The 14,505-nt window shown below is 73.6% G+C and carries 15 protein-coding genes; 2 read left to right on the forward strand and 13 right to left on the reverse strand.

The annotated features are described in order from the left end of the window. Positions 1-27: 27 nt before the first annotated feature. On the forward strand, positions 28-708 hold the full coding sequence (locus ACN27D_RS33505) for an SGNH/GDSL hydrolase family protein (RefSeq protein ID WP_421500926.1): 681 nt from the start codon (positions 28-30) through the stop codon (positions 706-708). A 249-nt stretch (positions 709-957) separates the two neighbouring features. Here ACN27D_RS33505 and ACN27D_RS33510 read toward each other — a convergent pair whose 3' ends face one another. The 13 genes from ACN27D_RS33510 to ACN27D_RS33570 all read right to left on the reverse strand — a co-directional run bounded on the left by ACN27D_RS33510 (position 958) and on the right by ACN27D_RS33570 (position 13,820). After that, positions 958-2,307: a hypothetical protein gene (locus ACN27D_RS33510; protein ID WP_421500927.1), complete on the reverse strand. Its 1,350-nt coding sequence runs from the start codon at positions 2,305-2,307 to the stop codon at positions 958-960. A 3-nt stretch (positions 2,308-2,310) separates the two neighbouring features. Continuing rightward, a complete protein-coding gene (locus tag ACN27D_RS33515) occupies positions 2,311-3,276 on the reverse strand; it encodes an alpha-ketoacid dehydrogenase subunit beta (RefSeq protein WP_421500928.1) in 966 nt (321 codons plus the stop codon). Then, the gene (locus ACN27D_RS33520; RefSeq protein WP_252449176.1) at positions 3,276-4,247 is read right to left on the reverse strand and encodes a thiamine pyrophosphate-dependent dehydrogenase E1 component subunit alpha; all 972 of its coding nucleotides are present in this window, start codon (positions 4,245-4,247) and stop codon (positions 3,276-3,278) included. The genes ACN27D_RS33515 and ACN27D_RS33520 overlap by 1 nt, the downstream gene beginning before the upstream one ends. After that, positions 4,244-5,041 (reverse strand): DUF3050 domain-containing protein, encoded by a 798-nt coding sequence (locus ACN27D_RS33525; protein WP_013286631.1) that lies wholly within the window; start codon positions 5,039-5,041, stop codon positions 4,244-4,246. Before ACN27D_RS33525 ends, ACN27D_RS33520 begins: the two co-directional genes overlap by 4 nt. 2 nt (positions 5,042-5,043) lie before the next feature. Continuing rightward, the gene (locus ACN27D_RS33530; protein WP_120569636.1) at positions 5,044-5,967 is read right to left on the reverse strand and encodes a phytanoyl-CoA dioxygenase family protein; all 924 of its coding nucleotides are present in this window, start codon (positions 5,965-5,967) and stop codon (positions 5,044-5,046) included. After that, positions 5,964-7,064, reverse strand: a complete 1,101-nt coding sequence (hppD, locus tag ACN27D_RS33535; RefSeq protein ID WP_421500929.1) for a 4-hydroxyphenylpyruvate dioxygenase — start codon at positions 7,062-7,064, stop codon at positions 5,964-5,966. Before hppD ends, ACN27D_RS33530 begins: the two co-directional genes overlap by 4 nt. 60 nt (positions 7,065-7,124) lie before the next feature. Next, positions 7,125-8,387: a beta-ketoacyl-[acyl-carrier-protein] synthase family protein gene (locus ACN27D_RS33540; RefSeq protein ID WP_421500930.1), complete on the reverse strand. Its 1,263-nt coding sequence runs from the start codon at positions 8,385-8,387 to the stop codon at positions 7,125-7,127. Then, a complete protein-coding gene (locus ACN27D_RS33545) occupies positions 8,384-10,003 on the reverse strand; it encodes a class I adenylate-forming enzyme family protein (protein WP_421500931.1) in 1,620 nt (539 codons plus the stop codon). The genes ACN27D_RS33540 and ACN27D_RS33545 overlap by 4 nt, the downstream gene beginning before the upstream one ends. Continuing rightward, positions 10,000-10,500, reverse strand: a complete 501-nt coding sequence (locus ACN27D_RS33550; protein ID WP_421500932.1) for a hypothetical protein — start codon at positions 10,498-10,500, stop codon at positions 10,000-10,002. Before ACN27D_RS33550 ends, ACN27D_RS33545 begins: the two co-directional genes overlap by 4 nt. A gap of 110 nt (positions 10,501-10,610) precedes the next feature. Further along, positions 10,611-11,741 carry a beta-ketoacyl-[acyl-carrier-protein] synthase family protein gene (locus ACN27D_RS33555; protein WP_421500933.1) on the reverse strand — a complete coding sequence of 377 codons (1,131 nt, stop codon included), beginning with the start codon at positions 11,739-11,741 and terminating at the stop codon, positions 10,611-10,613. Next, complete coding sequence (locus tag ACN27D_RS33560) at positions 11,734-11,979, reverse strand: acyl carrier protein (RefSeq protein WP_120569630.1); 246 nt, start codon at positions 11,977-11,979, stop codon at positions 11,734-11,736. Before ACN27D_RS33560 ends, ACN27D_RS33555 begins: the two co-directional genes overlap by 8 nt. After that, positions 11,979-12,242, reverse strand: a complete 264-nt coding sequence (locus ACN27D_RS33565) for an acyl carrier protein (RefSeq protein ID WP_120569629.1) — start codon at positions 12,240-12,242, stop codon at positions 11,979-11,981. The genes ACN27D_RS33560 and ACN27D_RS33565 overlap by 1 nt, the downstream gene beginning before the upstream one ends. Before the next feature lie 180 nt (positions 12,243-12,422). Beyond that, positions 12,423-13,820 (reverse strand): class I adenylate-forming enzyme family protein, encoded by a 1,398-nt coding sequence (locus ACN27D_RS33570; protein WP_421500934.1) that lies wholly within the window; start codon positions 13,818-13,820, stop codon positions 12,423-12,425. 204 nt (positions 13,821-14,024) lie between these two features. Between ACN27D_RS33570 and ACN27D_RS33575 the strand changes: the two genes are divergently transcribed. Next, a complete protein-coding gene (locus ACN27D_RS33575; protein WP_421500935.1) occupies positions 14,025-14,504 on the forward strand; it encodes a GNAT family N-acetyltransferase in 480 nt (159 codons plus the stop codon). The last annotated feature ends 1 nt before the right edge of the window (position 14,505 follow it).

Here is a 14,505-nt window from a genome sequence, read left to right on the forward strand (position 1 = left end):
ACGGGGGGCTCGGCTAGCCTGCCGGGCATGCCATCGACGTTGACCGAGGCGACGGACCCGTGGTGCCTGCGGCCCGGGGAGGCCGCCGAACTGCTGCGCGGGCACCCGTGGCGCCGGTTCGTGGTGCTGGGTGACAGCGTCGCGGAAGGGCTGTGCGAGCCGGCCGACGGCTACCCCGACCTCCAGTGGGCCGACCGGATCGCGGCCGAGCTGCGCGCGATCCGGCCGGAGCTGGCCTACCTGAACCTGGGCCGGCGCGGGCTGCGGGCACACGAGGTGCGGGCCACGCAGCTCGCCGACGCGCTGGCCTTCGCACCGGACCTCGCCCTGGTGGTGTGCGGCGGCAACGACGCGTTCCGGTCCGCCTACGACCCGGACGCGGTCGACGCCGAGCTGACCGCGATGATCGCCGCGTTGCGGGAGGCGGGAGCGGACGTGATCACGGTGGGCATGTTCGACGTGTCGCACAGCCCGGCGGTGCCGGACGCGCTACGCGCGGGCCTGGGCGAGCGGATGCGCCGGCTGTCCCGGCACACCCGGGGCGTGGCCGAACGGCTGGGCACGCTGCACGTCCACCTGACCGACCACCCGCTGGTGGCCGACCCGTCGCTGTACAGCAGCGACGGCCGGCACGGCAGCGCTCGCAGCGACGCCGTAGCCACCGCCGAAACCCTCCGAGTCCTCTCCACCCACGTCCCCCACCCCTGACCCACTCGTCCCGCCGCCCTGCCCTGCCCTGCCCTGCCCTGCCCGGCCCGGCCCGACGATCATGAAGTTGACGGCACTGAGCGTCCATTTTGTCCCCGCCAACTTCATGATCAGCAGGGGACACGGGTGCCCGGGACCCGACCCGCAGGCCGGATCCAGTCCGTTGACCCAAGGAGTTTGGGTCGGTGACGCGCCTCGGTGGGACACAAACTCCTTGATCAACGCGATGGGAGCGAGAGGGACCGGGGGTCAGTCGGTTAGGAGGATGCCGGTCAGGAGGACGCCTCTCGCCAGGTTGAGGACCTCGTCGCAACCCGGGTAACCCACTCGGGCGAGCGCACCCGATGCGGTGCGGTCGAACAGGTACGGGGCGAGGCTGTACGGGACGTCGGCGGTGACCGTCTCACCGGTCTCGATCTGCACGAAGTCCATCGCCACCCGGTCCGCCTCGTGGTAGCGCTGCAGGATGTTGCCGCCCTCGGCGATCGCCGCGCGTACCCCGTCCGCCCACGCCACAGCTGTCATCTCCCGGCCGATCAGCACTCCGTGCCCGGCCGAGCCGCCGGCGGGCTTGGCGACCAGGTCGGCCTGTTCGGCGAGCGCCCGGTCGAGCTGGTCGGCGGTCAGCGCCACGGTGTGCGGCACGTACCGGCGGATCAGCGTCCGGTCGTCCTCCGGCAGCAGGTCCAGGTCGTCCCAGAGCCACGCGTAGTTCAGCTTGTTGCTGAGCAGCCACGCGGCACTGCTGACGAACATCGGCAGCGTGCCGGCGGCGAGCGCGCCCGCGACCGCGTCCAGCCCGGGGCTGGGAGTGACCCGGTTGGGCACGAACAGCCGGAACAGGGCGTCGACCGGTGCGCCGCCGACGACGAGCCGGTTCTGCGCGTCCAGGCCGGCGGTGGCGACCGGGGCGATGACCAGGTCGATGCCGAACGGGCGGGCCTGGTCGATCAGCGGGGACAGGATCCGGATGAACGTCTCCGGGTCGTCCAGTCCCGGGTAGTCGGCGTCGAAGTCCATCAGCAACGCCACGCGCGCGCCGTCGGGCAGGCCGAGCGTGTCCCGGATGGCCACGAACCGCTGGTCCAGCAGCGAGGGCGCGGGCCGCGACCCGTCGAGCAGGTCGTGCGCGCGGTACAGCTCGGCGTACCGCTGGATCACCGTGTCGGCGTCGAAGCCGCCGCCGAGGCTGCTGTCGATGTTGTACTCCACGATGCACGGCACGCCACCGGAGAACAGCACGTCGGGCCGGTACGCGGCGAGCAGCCCCTCGTGCAGTTCCTCGTCCGGGTCGAGCAGCCGGGTCTCGCCGTCCGGCACGTCGAGCAGCAGGCGCAGTTCGCCGGCGGTACGGGCGCGGCGCCGGCACGCCTCCAGGATGAGCTGGGCGATGCGGTCGCAGACCTCGTTCAGCTCGCGGAACGCGTCGGCGGTGAACACCGGCGGGCGGGCCAGCCGCCACTGCTTGTTGTACGTGGCCCGGCCGTGGAAGACCTTCTCCCAGGCCGCGGCGCCGGTGGTCACCATCGCGGTACGGGTGGACTCGGGCAGGTCGGTCCACGCCTGGCCGAGCGGCGGCCACGTGTAGTTCGGGTCCATCGTTCATCCGTCCTTGAGGGTCAGTTGGATGGCGGCGGTGAGCTGGTCGCGGCCGGGTTGCACGGCCCGGTCCAGGGCGGGCGCGAAGGGCAGCACCGCGCCGTCGGGGCGGGTCACCCGCCGGGGCGGCGCGGCCAGCCGGACCCGCTCGACCACGGTGGCGATGATCTCCCCGGCGATGCCGCAGGAGCGGTTGCCGTCGTCGACGACGACCAGCCGCCCGGTGCGGCTCACCGACTCGACGAGGCCGTCCCAGTCGAACGGGTAGAGCGTGCGGGGGTCGAAGACCTCCACTGACGCCTGGCCGGCGAGTTCCTCGGCGACGGCGAGCGCGTCGTGCACCAGGTGCCCGACCGCCACCACAGTCACGTCGGCACCGGCGCGGCGGATGATCCCCCGGCCCAGCGGCACCGGCGTCAGGTCGGTGACGTCAGCGCGCAGGTCCAGGGCGCCAGCCGGGGCGAAGACCACCACCGGGTCGTCGCAGCGGATCGCGGAGACCAGCAGCCCGTACGTGTCGGCCGGGGTGGCCGGTACGACTGTGGTCACCCCGACGTGGGCGAACAACGCGTACGGGTGGTCGGAGTGCTGCCCGGCCCAGCCGGTACGGGAGCCGGAGCCGGGCACCACGTAGGTGACCGGCACCGCGCACTGGCCGCCGGTCATCAGCGGGAACTTGTGCGCGTGGTTGACGATCTGCTCGAAGACCAGGAACAGCAGCGACGGGATCTGGAACTCCACCACCGGGCGGGCCCCGGCCAGCGCCGCGCCGGTGGCGAAGCTGGTGAACGCCTGCTCGGACAGCGGGGTGTCGCGGACCCGTTCCGGGCCGAACTTCTTCAGCAGGCCGGTGGTGACGTTCGCGGCGGCCACCCGGATGTCCTCGCCGAGCACCACGACCGAATCGTCGCGGGTCATCTCGTCGGCCAGCGCCCGGGTGAGCGCCCTGCGGTAGGAGAGCCGGGGCATCAGCCACCTCCGGTCCGGGCGGTGAGCCCGCTGGCGTACAGGTGGTCCAGGGCGGTCGCCGGGTCGGGGTGCGGCCCGGCGAGCGCGTACTCGACGGCGGCGTCCAGTTCCGCCTCGACCGCGGCGTCCACCTCGGCCCGCACGGCCGGGTCCAGCCGCGCTCCGGCGATGTCGACCGGATCACGGGACCGGCCCTCGGCCACCTCCTCCGGCGGCCGGTAGTCGAGGCGTACCTGATGTTCGAAGGTGTGGTGGGCGTCGAAGCGGTAGGTGCGGGCCTCGACCAGCTCGGGTCCGCCGCCGGCGCGCATCCGCGCGACGGCGGCGGCGGTGACCTCGCGTACCGCCTCGGGGTCCTGCCCGTCGACGGCGGCCGCCGGCATGCCGAAGGCGGCGGCCCGCCCGGCGATGGTGCCGGCGACCGCGCCGTCGACCGGCATGGTGGTGGCGTAGCCGTTGTTCTCGCAGACGAACAGCACCGGTATCCGCCAGAGCGCGGCCAGGTTGAACGCCTCCAGGAGCATGCCCTCGTTGACCGCGCCGTCGCCGAAGAAGGTGGCGCCGACGATGTCGGCGCCGCGCCGCCGGCGCTCCCACACCGCTCCGGTGAGGATCGCGCCGGCGGCACCGACGATGGCGTTGGCGCCGAGGACGCCGACGCCGAAGTCGGCGGCGTGCATCGACCCGCCCCGGCCCCGGTTGAGCCCGGTGACCCGGCCGCACAGCTCGGCCAGCATCCGGGCCGGGTCGGCGCCCTTGGCGAGCACGTGCCCGTGCCCGCGGTGGGTGCCGGTGACCAGGTCCTCGGCGCCCAGCGCCGCGCAGACGCCGGCGGCGATCCCCTCCTGACCGAGGTACGGGTGGATGCCGCCGACGATCTCCCCGGCGCGGACCAGCTCGATCGCGCGCTCCTCGAAGCGGCGGATCAGCCGGACCGTCCGGTAGAGCCGGAGCGGGTCGGAGCCGGTCACGCCGGACGGCCCTCCTTGACGGCGGCGAGGATGTCGTCCCAGAGGCGGGCGCGGGCGGCGAGCGCGGCGTTCACCGTGTCGGCGCACTCCTGCCACTTGGTGTCGTCGTCGCCGCACAGGTCGGCCAGCATCTGCATGGCCATCGGGGTGTGCTGCTCGCCGTCGACCTCGATGTGCCGCTCCAGGTAGTCGACGAACTTGTTCAGCCGGTTGCTGCGCTCGTTGACGGCGACGACCTGGGTGAACATCTCCGGGATGAGGTCCTCGCGGCCGAACGCGAACGCCGCGGCCTGGCAGTGCACCGGGGTGGTCTCGATGATCCGCCAGGTGGTGCCGGCGAACGCGGCCGACGCCGCGGGGACGCCGGCGGCGCCGAGCGCCTCGGTGACCGGGGTGCCGTCGCGCAGCAGGTCGACGAGCTTGTTCACGGCGGTGGTGTCGGCGCCGGCCTCGGTCATGCCCTGCACGTACAGCTCGAAGTGGCTGATGTAGCCGTCGCCCAGCTCGTCGCTCTCCTCGACCATCACGATGTCGTTGATCAGGCGGCGGCTGCCGGTCGGTCCGGTGGGGATCCACGGCACGGTGACGCAGGTGAGCTGCCGCTGCAACGACTTCAGCAGGGACATGAAGTCCCAGACGGCGAAGACGTGGTGCTCCATGAACGTGACGAGCGCGTCGTGGGTGTCGAGGTTGGCGTAGAGGGGGTGCTTGACCACCACGTCGCGGCGCTCGGTCACCGCCCGCTCCAGCCGCTCGATGCCCGGGTGCGTCTTACCCCAGTCGTACCGTGACATTGTCAGCCTCCCTGCTGGGCGCGGTCGCGCCAGATGACCGGGCAGTAATCGGGGTCCGCGTAGTCCGGCCGGCCCTCGTGGGTGCGGCGGACCAGCACGTCGTGGTTGTACGCGGCGAGCGTGCCGTCGGAGAGCGGATACTCCCGCCAGGCGTTGTCGCCGTCCTGCAGGTGCAGCGAGACGGCCCGGCGGGGCCGCCCGCTGACGTTCGCACCGCTGCCGTGGTAGGTGCGGCAGTGGTGGAAACTCATGTGTCCCTTGGGGATCACCATGGGGATCTTGCGGATCTGCGCGCCGTTGTACGCCGCGTTCTCGGCGAGCATCACTTCGAGCTGGTCGCGGTCCCGGTCGGCGAAGTGCCGCACCACCGTGTCGTCGGCGCCGATCTCCCGCCAGCGGTGGGAGCCGTCGACCATGGTGATGGTGCCCATCTCCTCGCCGCAGTCGTGGAACGGGATGAAGGCGGTGAGCATGTTCTCCGACGACGAGGACGCCCAGTAGTGCTTGTCGAAGTGCCAGGGCACGATGTTGGACGGCTCACCGGCGATCGGCGGCTTCCAGATCAGCGTGGACTGGAAGATGCGGATCTCGGCGGCTCGGGCCAGCCGGGCGGCGACCGCGCCGATCAGCGGCTTGCGCAGGATGCGGGCGATGCCGTCGTGCTCGTGGTGGACGTAGTCGTTGTGCCGCTGCACGTCACCCCGGGACGGCTCCCAGTAGGCCAGCTTCGGCGGCCGTACCGGCAGCCGCCGGTCGCGTTCCCCGGCGTAGTAGCTGTCGGTGGCGGCGACGAGTTCGTCCACCTCGTCGTCGGTGAGCAGCTTCTTCGACAGGTACCAGCCGTGCTCGGCGTAGTGCCGGACGTCCTCGTCGGAGGGAAGCAGCGCCTCCTCCTCGGCGGTCAGCCCGGGATCGATGGTGGTCATGCCCCTACCCCTCCGGCCGCGACGCCGGGGGTCGCCCCCGCCGCTGCCAGCTCGCGTTCCTTGGCCTCGTAGAGCGCCTTGATGTTGCCGCTGCCGAAGGTGCGCGCCCCGCGCCGCTCGATGAGTTCGAGGAAGAGGGTGCGGCGCACGTGCATCGACTCGGTGAAGATCTGCAGCAGCTGCCCGTCGTGGTCGGAGTCGACCAGGATGCTCAGCTCACGCAGCCGGTCCACCGGCGCGTCCAGCCGGCCGACCCGCTGCTCCAGGCCGTCGTAGTACGCGCCGGGGGTGCTGGCGAACCGCACCCCGCGCCCGGCGAGCGCGCCGACGGCGCTGACGATGTCGTCGGTGCGCAGGCCCAGGTGCTGCACCCCGGCGCCGGCGTGCCAGCGCAGGAAGTCCTCGATCTGCCCCGGCCGGGCGCCGGTGTCCGGCTCCAGCAGCACGAAGGTGACCTTCCCGGACGGGCTCTGCACCACCTTGGAGTTCATCGCCTGGCCGGCGACCTCGATGTGCTCGGTGAAGATGTCGGCGAAGCCGAACACCTTCTCGTAGTGCGCCACCGTCTCGCCGAGTTGCCCCGGCGGCACGCAGATCGCCAGGTGGTCGACCTCGGCGAGCAGCGTGTCCGCGCCGTCCGGCGCGGTCACCGGCTCGATCGCGCCGGGCAGGAACACACCCGGGTCGCCGCGGCGCTCGACCAGGCGGTGCACCACGTCGCCGAAGCCGCCGACCTCGGCCACCACCACCTCGGCGTCCGCGCCGGTGAAGGTGCGCGGCGGGCTCAGCGCCGTCGCGCCGCGGTCCACCAGTTCCGCGTACGCCCCGGCGGCGTCGTCGACGGCGAGCGCCACCACGGCGATGCCGTCGCCGTGCCGGTGCACGTAGGTGGCCGCCGGGTGCTCCGCGGACAGGCCGGTGGTCAGCAGCAGCCGGATGCCGGCCTGGGCCAGCAGCAGCGAGCGCTGCCCGTCCAGCCCGGTCTCCGGACCGCCCTGCCCGCACAGCCGGAAACCGACGGCGTTGTCGAAGTAGAAGGCCGCCTGCCGGGCGTCCCCCACGTACAGTTCGAGATGATCTATCCCGTTGATGGTCATGGGCTTCCCCTGTTCCCCCCGTGATCGCGACCCGGACGGACGCCCGGGACTGGAGTCCGGTCAGCCAGCGGCCGGGGTGGCGGCCCGGCGGGCCGGCCCGTAGAGCCGGCGCAGGAGCAGGCTGACGTTCTGGCCGCCGAACCCGAACGAGTTCGTCAGCGCGTGGCCGGCCCGGGTCGGCCGGGGCACGGCGCGGACGTGGTCCGCCTCGCACTCCGGGTCCGGGTCGTCCAGGTGGTAGGTGGGTGGCAGCAGGCCACCGTCGAGCGCCAGCGCGGTGGCGGCGGCCTCCAGCACCCCTGATGCGCCGAGCAGGTGCCCGGTGAGCGCCTTGGTGGAGCTGACCGGCACGCCGCCGGTGCCGAACACCTCGGCCAGCGCGATCGTCTCGGCGACGTCACCGAGCTTGGTGCCGGTCCCGTGGGCGTTGACGTACCCGACGTCGGCGGGCTCGACCCCGCCGGCCGCCAGCGCCCGGCGCATGCACGCCGCCGCGCCGGCGCCGTCGGGCCGCGGCGCGGTCGGGTGGTACGCGTCGGTGTTCGCACCGAAACCGGCGACCTCGGCGTAGCCGCGCACACCCCGGCCGTCGGCGTGCCCGGCGCGCTCCAGCACCAGCAGCGCCGCGCCCTCGGCCAGCACGAATCCGTTGCGCCGCTTGTCGAACGGGCGGCTCGCCTCGGTAGGTTCGTCCCAGCCGCGGGCCAGCGCCCGGGCGTTGCCGAACGTGTCGGCGAACGTGCCGAACAGCGGCGCCTCGCTCGCCCCGCACACCACCACGTCGGCCTCGCCGGAGCGGATGAGGCGTACCCCGTCGGCGACCGCCTGGGCGCCGGAGGCGCAGGCCGTGCCGACCGACGAGCTGTAACCGCGGATGCCGTGCGCGATGGCGATCCGCGCCGAGGGCATGTTCGGCAGGATGCCGGTGAGCAGGTACGGGCTGACCGCCGCCCGGCCCCGGGCGGCCCGCGCCAGCACCTGGCCCTCCAGCGTGGACATGCCGCCCACACCGCCGACGATCACCGCGATGCGCTCCGGGTCGACGTCGCGGCCCACCTCGATGCCGGCGTCGGCGAGCGCCTCGGCGGCGGTGATCAGGGCGAGCAGCACCACCCGGTCGAGCACCTTCGTCTCCGGTCCGGAGGCCACGCTGCGCGGGTCGATGTCCGGCAGCACGCCGGCCACCTCCAGGCTGCCCGCCGCCGGGTGCCCCTCGGGCGGGCGGCGCAGCCCGGACCGGCCGGAGATCAGCGCGTCGAACGTGTCCGCCGCGCCGCGCCCGGCCGGGGTGAACAGGCCCATGCCGGTGATGACGGCGCTCACGACGGCGCCTCGGTCAGGTAGCGCTCGCGCAGCGCCACCTTCCGCACCTTGCCGGTGACGGTGACCGGGATGTCGTCGGCGCGTACCGGGACGATCCGGCGCAGCGTCGCGGCCACGTCCGGGCCGACCGCGGTACGGATGCGCTCGGTGCGGTCCGTCCCGGGGTCGGCGCCGGCGGCCAGTTCCAGCAGCACGTCGGTGGTGACGGTGCCGTCGTCCGCCTTGACGATCACCACTGTGCAGTCGGTCACGTCGGGGCAGGCGGCGAGGATGCGTTCCTCGGACAGCGCGGTGAAGAACCACTTCCCGTCGCCTGCCTCCACCGAGTCGACCGCCCGGTCCAGGTGGTAGTAGCGGCCGTCGTCGTCGGCGTACACCAGGTCGCCGGTGAGGTACCAGCCGCGCAGCCGGAACCGGTACGTGGTGACCGAGTCGTTCCAGTAGCCGCGGAACAGCGACGGCGAGTCGATGCCGAGCCAGCCGACCTGCCCGGGCGGCAGTTCGTTGCCGTCGGCGTCGAGGACCGCGACCTTGGTGAACCGGTACGGGCGGCCGACGCAGCGGCCGTACCGGTCGGTGTCGACGGTGTGGGTGATGTGGAACATCGAGTGGCCCATCTCGCTGGAGCCGAGGCCGTCGATGAACACCGAGCCGGGTACCCGGGTCACGCCGCCGCGGGTCACCACGTCCCGGGAGCCGACCGCGACCAGCCGCCGGACGTGCGGCTCGTGCGAGCAGTCGCCGGTGTTGAACCACAGCCGCACCGAGTCCAGGTCGTAGCCGGACAGGTCGAAGCGGGCCAGCTCGGCCCAGGTGACCGAGAAGCCGAACACGCCGTCCGGGCGCCAGCGCTGGATCGCGTCGAGCACCCGCTCGCCGCCCTGCTCGGAGAGCAGGAACATCTCAGCCCGGTTGCCGAGCGCCTGGTTGACCATGAGCACCGTGGCGGTGTGCGGGGCGGGCAGCGCGTTGAGGATGCGCGTGGTGCCCTGCGCCTGTGGCATGGACAGCAGGTGGCGGGTGGCGGCGAACAGGCTGGCGTGCGAGTGCAGCACGGCCTTCGGCACGCCGGTGGTGCCGGAGGTGTGGGTGATGACGATCGGGTCGTCCGGGTGGTGCCGGTAGTGCGCGGGCGCGGCGTCCGGGTCGCCGGTGCCCGCCTGCGCGGGTTCGCCGATCATCGGCGCGCCCAGGTCGTGCCCGGCCAGCGCCTCGGCGTGCGCGGCGTCGGCGAGCACCCCGGCGGCGCGCAGCCGGCGGATGTACTCGGCGGCGATCTCGGGGCGCAGCCTGCCGTTCATCAGCGCCGGGATGGCGCCGAGGCGGGTCAGCGCCAGGAACGACAGCACCATGTCGGCGGCGGTGCCGGCCCAGACCGCGACCGGGTCGCGGGGCTTCACCCCGCGTTCGTGCAGCCAGGCCGCCCGGGCGGCGACCATCCGGTCGAGCCGTCCCAGGGTCAGCGGGGTCTCGGCCGGGTGGCCGTCGACCTCGGTGTCGAACGTGAGCCCCGGCCCGTCCGGGTCGGCGCCGTGGGCCAGCACCCGGGCGAGCACATTGCCCGCGCCCAGCTCCGCGTCGGCCGCGAGCGCGCCGCGCAGTCCCTTCGTCCTCATTGACGTGTTCCCTCCCCCAGCAGCACCGCGGTCGCCTCGCCCGGCGTACCGTCCGGTGCCAGTTCGATCAGGATCAGCAACGCCTGTGCGGCGTCGCCGTCGTACAGCAGCAGGTCCGCTTCGGCCTCCCCCTCGGCCCGCGGGTCGCCGGTCGGGCTCAGGCACACCACCGGCCCGTCCAGTCCCCAGCGCGCCGCGACGTGCCCGGCCACGCTGTTCGGCACCGACTGGAAGAAGAACAGCGGCCCGATCCGCGCGCCCGCGTCCACGGTGGCGCGGACGTGCGCCGCACCGGCGGTGTCCCCGCCCGCGCTGACCAGCACCACGGCCGTCCGGTTGCCCGGCGGCAGCGGCCCGTCGGGGTACCGCCGCGCGAGGCACCGCTGCGCCACCGCCGCCACCAGCGGATGGAACGGCGAGTGCACGAACCCCGGCACCCCGGCCGGCGCGCTGCCCTCATCCCCCGCCTCGGGCCACCGCGCCTCCGCGAGCACCACGACCCCTGCGCGCGATCTTGCAGTTGCCGCCCCGGGCGCGGGCGTTGTGCCCGATTCGCCGGGGCCGGAGGTGCAAGATCGCGGGAGGCCGGGGTGGGGGGTGGGCGCGGTCATGAGGTGCTCACCAGAAGGGCCGTGTTGGCGCCGCCGAAGGCGGCGTTGAGGGTCAGCGCGTGTCCGGTGCGCGCGGGGCGGGGTGCGTCACGGATGACGTCCAGCGGGCACTGCGGGTCGGCGCCGAGCCACCCGGCGGTGACCGGCAGCTTGCCGTGCCGCAGGGCCAGCACGGTGACCAGCAGTTCCAGCAGCCCGGACGCCTCCAGCGCGTGCCCGTGCACCGACTTGGTGGAGCTGACCGGCAGCCGCCCGGCGTCCGCACCGAAGACGCGGGCCAGCGCCGCCGCCTCGGAGGCGTCGCTGAACGGGGTACCGGTGGCGTTGGCGTTGACGTAGCCGACCGCGTCCGGTGGCAGCCCGCCCCGGCGCAGCGCCGCCTCGACCGCCCGGGCCAGCCCGAGCCCGTCCGGGTGCGGCTGGCACGGGTGGTACGCGTCCCCCGCCCGGCCCCACCCGGCCACCGTCGCGAGCGTCTCGGCGCCCCGCCGGGCGGCCGCGCCCGCGGACTCCAGCACCACGGCGGCCACCCCGTCGCCCAGCAGCAGGCCCTTGCGGCCGGCGCTGAACGGGCGTACCGCGCCGTCGGCGGCGAGCGCCCGGCCGGCGTCGAACAGCGCGTACTGGTCCGGTTCGACCAGGTAACCGGCCGCGACCACGACCCGCTCCAGGTCGCCGCGGCGGATCAGCGCCGCCGCGTCGGCGACCGCGCTGCTCGCCGACACGCAGGCCGTGGTGTAGATCCGGGTACGCCCACCGATGCCGCACCGTGCGGCCAGGTGACCGGCGAGCGCCGGCACCGTCGGCTCGTCCCACCCCCGCAGTACGGGCAGCGAGTACGGCCCGCCGTGGGTGGCCAGGAACAGCGCCGACTCCGCCCGCCCGGCCCGGTCCAGTCCGGCGGCCCGGGCGGCGGCGTCGATCGCGTCGGCCAGCTCGCCGGCGAGCGTGCCGACGTCCGGCGTTGTGGCCGCCACCGTCACCCGGCGGTCCGTGGTGTCGAAACGGCGCACCGGCGCGAACGCCGGGGTGCCGGTGAGCACCCCGGCCAGCAGCGCGTCGGCGCCCCTGCCGAGGGCGCTGAGCGCGTACGTGCCGGTGATCCGTACGGTCTCCCGCTCAGCCATCTGCGGGAGCGGTGAGAGAGCCACGGAACACCGCGAGCGCGTCGTCCACGGTGCGGATGCCGGCGAGTTCGTCGTCGCTCAGGTCCAGCCGGCGGTCGTAGCGTTGCTCGACCATGTGCACCAGCCAGGCCAGCTCCATCGAGCCGAGCCGGTCCGGCACCTGGTCGGCCGGGCTTGCGGTCAGTTCGGCGAGCATGCTCACCAGGTCAGCTCGCCCCAGGTCGGGCTGACCGGACATCAGGACTTGTCGCTGTTCGCGGCCACCCGGTCGGCGACCATCGTGGTGAACTCGCCGACCGTCATCAGCGCCATCTTCTCCGACTCGTCGTCGGCGAACTTCAGGCCGTACCGGTCCTCGACGCGGACCGCGAGGTCGGCCAGGGCCAGCGACTCCAGGTCGACGCCGGACGGGCCGAGCGTGGTGTCGTCGTCGAGCTCCTCCACGTCGTAGTTCATGTCGGCGAGCTGTTCGACGACGAAGGTGCGGACCTCGTCTCGCATGGGTTCAGACCTCTTCTCCGTGTACCGGCTGACGGTGCCCGGTCGGGACACCGCGTGCGTGTGAACCGGCCGGCTCGGGCGCGCGGGTCGCGCGTTGCCCGGCCGGTCCGGGGCGGGATTCGGGGTGGACCGGACGTCCGGCGGGCGTCCGGTGGGTGTGCGGCTCGTACAGGGGGCCGGTCACGACGCCGCGTCCCGCAGCGCCGGGACGGACCGGACCAGCTTTCCGGTGGTGGTGCGGGGCATCTGGTCGAGCAGGCGCAGCGTGCGGGGACGTTTGAAGCCGGCCAGCCGTTCGGCGATGAGCTTGTCGAGCGTCTCCTCGGTCGGCGAGCCGTCGGTCTGGACGTACGCGGTGATGCCGTCGTCCCAGACCACCACCGCGGCGAGGACGCCGGGCAGCCCGGCCACAGTGGCCTCCACCTCGGTCAGGTCGACCTTCAGGCCGCCCACCGACACCTGCGAGTCCAGCCGGCCCTTGATGGTGACCAGACCGGTCTCCGGGTCGACCACGCCGGCGTCGCGGGTGTGCAGCCAGCCGTCGGCCCACCGGGTCGGGTCGGCCAGTCCGACGTACGGGTCGGCCGGGCAGCTCACCCACAGCTCGCCGTCGCGCTCGCGTACCTCGATGCCGGGGGCGGGCGCGATGGCGGGGCGGTGCCGCCCGTACAGGTCGGTGCCGATGACGCCGACCTCGGTCATCCCGTACATGTTGCCCAGCGGGACGCCGTAGCGGCCGGTGAACGCGTTCGCCACGGCGGCGGGCACCAGCTCACCGCCGGTGGTCATGCGCTTGAGCTGCGGCAGCGGCCCGGCGGGTGTGGTGGAGGCGAGCAGCCCGATGTGGAACGGGACGCCGAGCACCGTGGCCGGGGTGTCCTGGGCGGCGACGGCGGCGAGGATCGCGTCGCCGCTGAGCCGTTCCGGCGGGCACAGCTCGACGCCCGCGTGCAGGCCGTAGAGCAGGCCGCCGACCAGGCCGAGCACGTGCACCATGCTGGGCAGCAGGATGATCCGCTCGCCGGGCAGCGCGACACCGTCGATGCGGGTGTAGCGGTGCACCTCGGCGACCAGGTCGGCGGCGGTGCGGCCGATCACCTTGGACGGTCCGGTGGAGCCGGAGCTGAGCTGGATCACCGCGTGCGGGCTGCCCGCCGGGCGGTCGGAGTAGGCGCTCACCCCGGCGGTGACGTCGACGAAGATCCGCAGCGCGCCGCCGCCGGTCCGGGTCGGGGCGACCACCACCTGCGGGCTGAGCCGGCGCAGCGCCTGGTCGACCTCGTGGTCGGTGAGCCGGTGGTCGAGCAGCACCGCCTGGGCGCCGGTACGCCAGGTGGCGAGCAGATGAGCCACGTACGCCAGTGAGGGCGGCAGGCGCAGCGCGGCGGCGCCGCCGGCACGCAGCCCGGCCCCGGCGAGCCGGTCCTGCGCCTCGCCGACGAGCCGGCGCAGCGTGCCCTTGTCCACCGGTTGGGGCAGGCGCAGGCAGACGTCGGTGTCGCGGCCGGTGAACAGGATGTCGTCCACCCAGTCCACCGTCGTCGAGGCGGGATCTTCCGCCACGGGATGTGCAGTCACGACCAGCCACCGTTCCACTGAGGAACTGGGCGGATCCGCCCAGCGGGTACGTCGTTCGGGGTATGGCGGAACCCTACGACGCCCCTCTTCCGCATCGCCAGATGCAAATGGCTAGATCCAAAACAGCGGCTGGGTGGATTGCTCAGGCTCGATCGGACAGGCAGGATCGGGGCCACGCCGGCAAGGTAGTCCGCCGGCCGCCGGATGCTGTGCGCGCGCAGAGCCCGCCGCGGCTACGCTCACGGCATGTTCCGTGCGGCCCGGCCCGACGACTTCCCGCAGGTCATCCGCCTCTACCGGCAGCTCAACCCGGACGACCCGCACCTGCGCGACGGCTCCGACGAACGGGCCTTCGCGCGGATCCTGGCCACCGAGGGGCTGCACCTGTTCGTGCTCGACCTGGACGGCGCGGTCGTCGCCACCACGTACCTCAACGTGATCCCCAACCTGAGCCGGTCGGCGTCGCCGTACGCGGTCATCGAGAACGTGGTGGTCGACGAGTCGCGGCGCGGCACCGGCCTGGGCAGGCAGATCATGGCCGGCACGCTGCAGGCCGCCTGGGACGCGGGCTGCTACAAGGCGATGCTCATGACCGGGTCGTGCTCGCCCGCGACCCACGCCTTCTACCTGGCCTGCGGCTTCTCCGGCGACGCGAAGACCGCGTACCTGGCCCGGCCGTCGTGAC

This window comes from Micromonospora sp. WMMD1274, assembly GCF_049179035.1.
Taxonomy (GTDB): Bacteria; Actinomycetota; Actinomycetes; order Mycobacteriales; family Micromonosporaceae; genus Micromonospora; species Micromonospora tulbaghiae.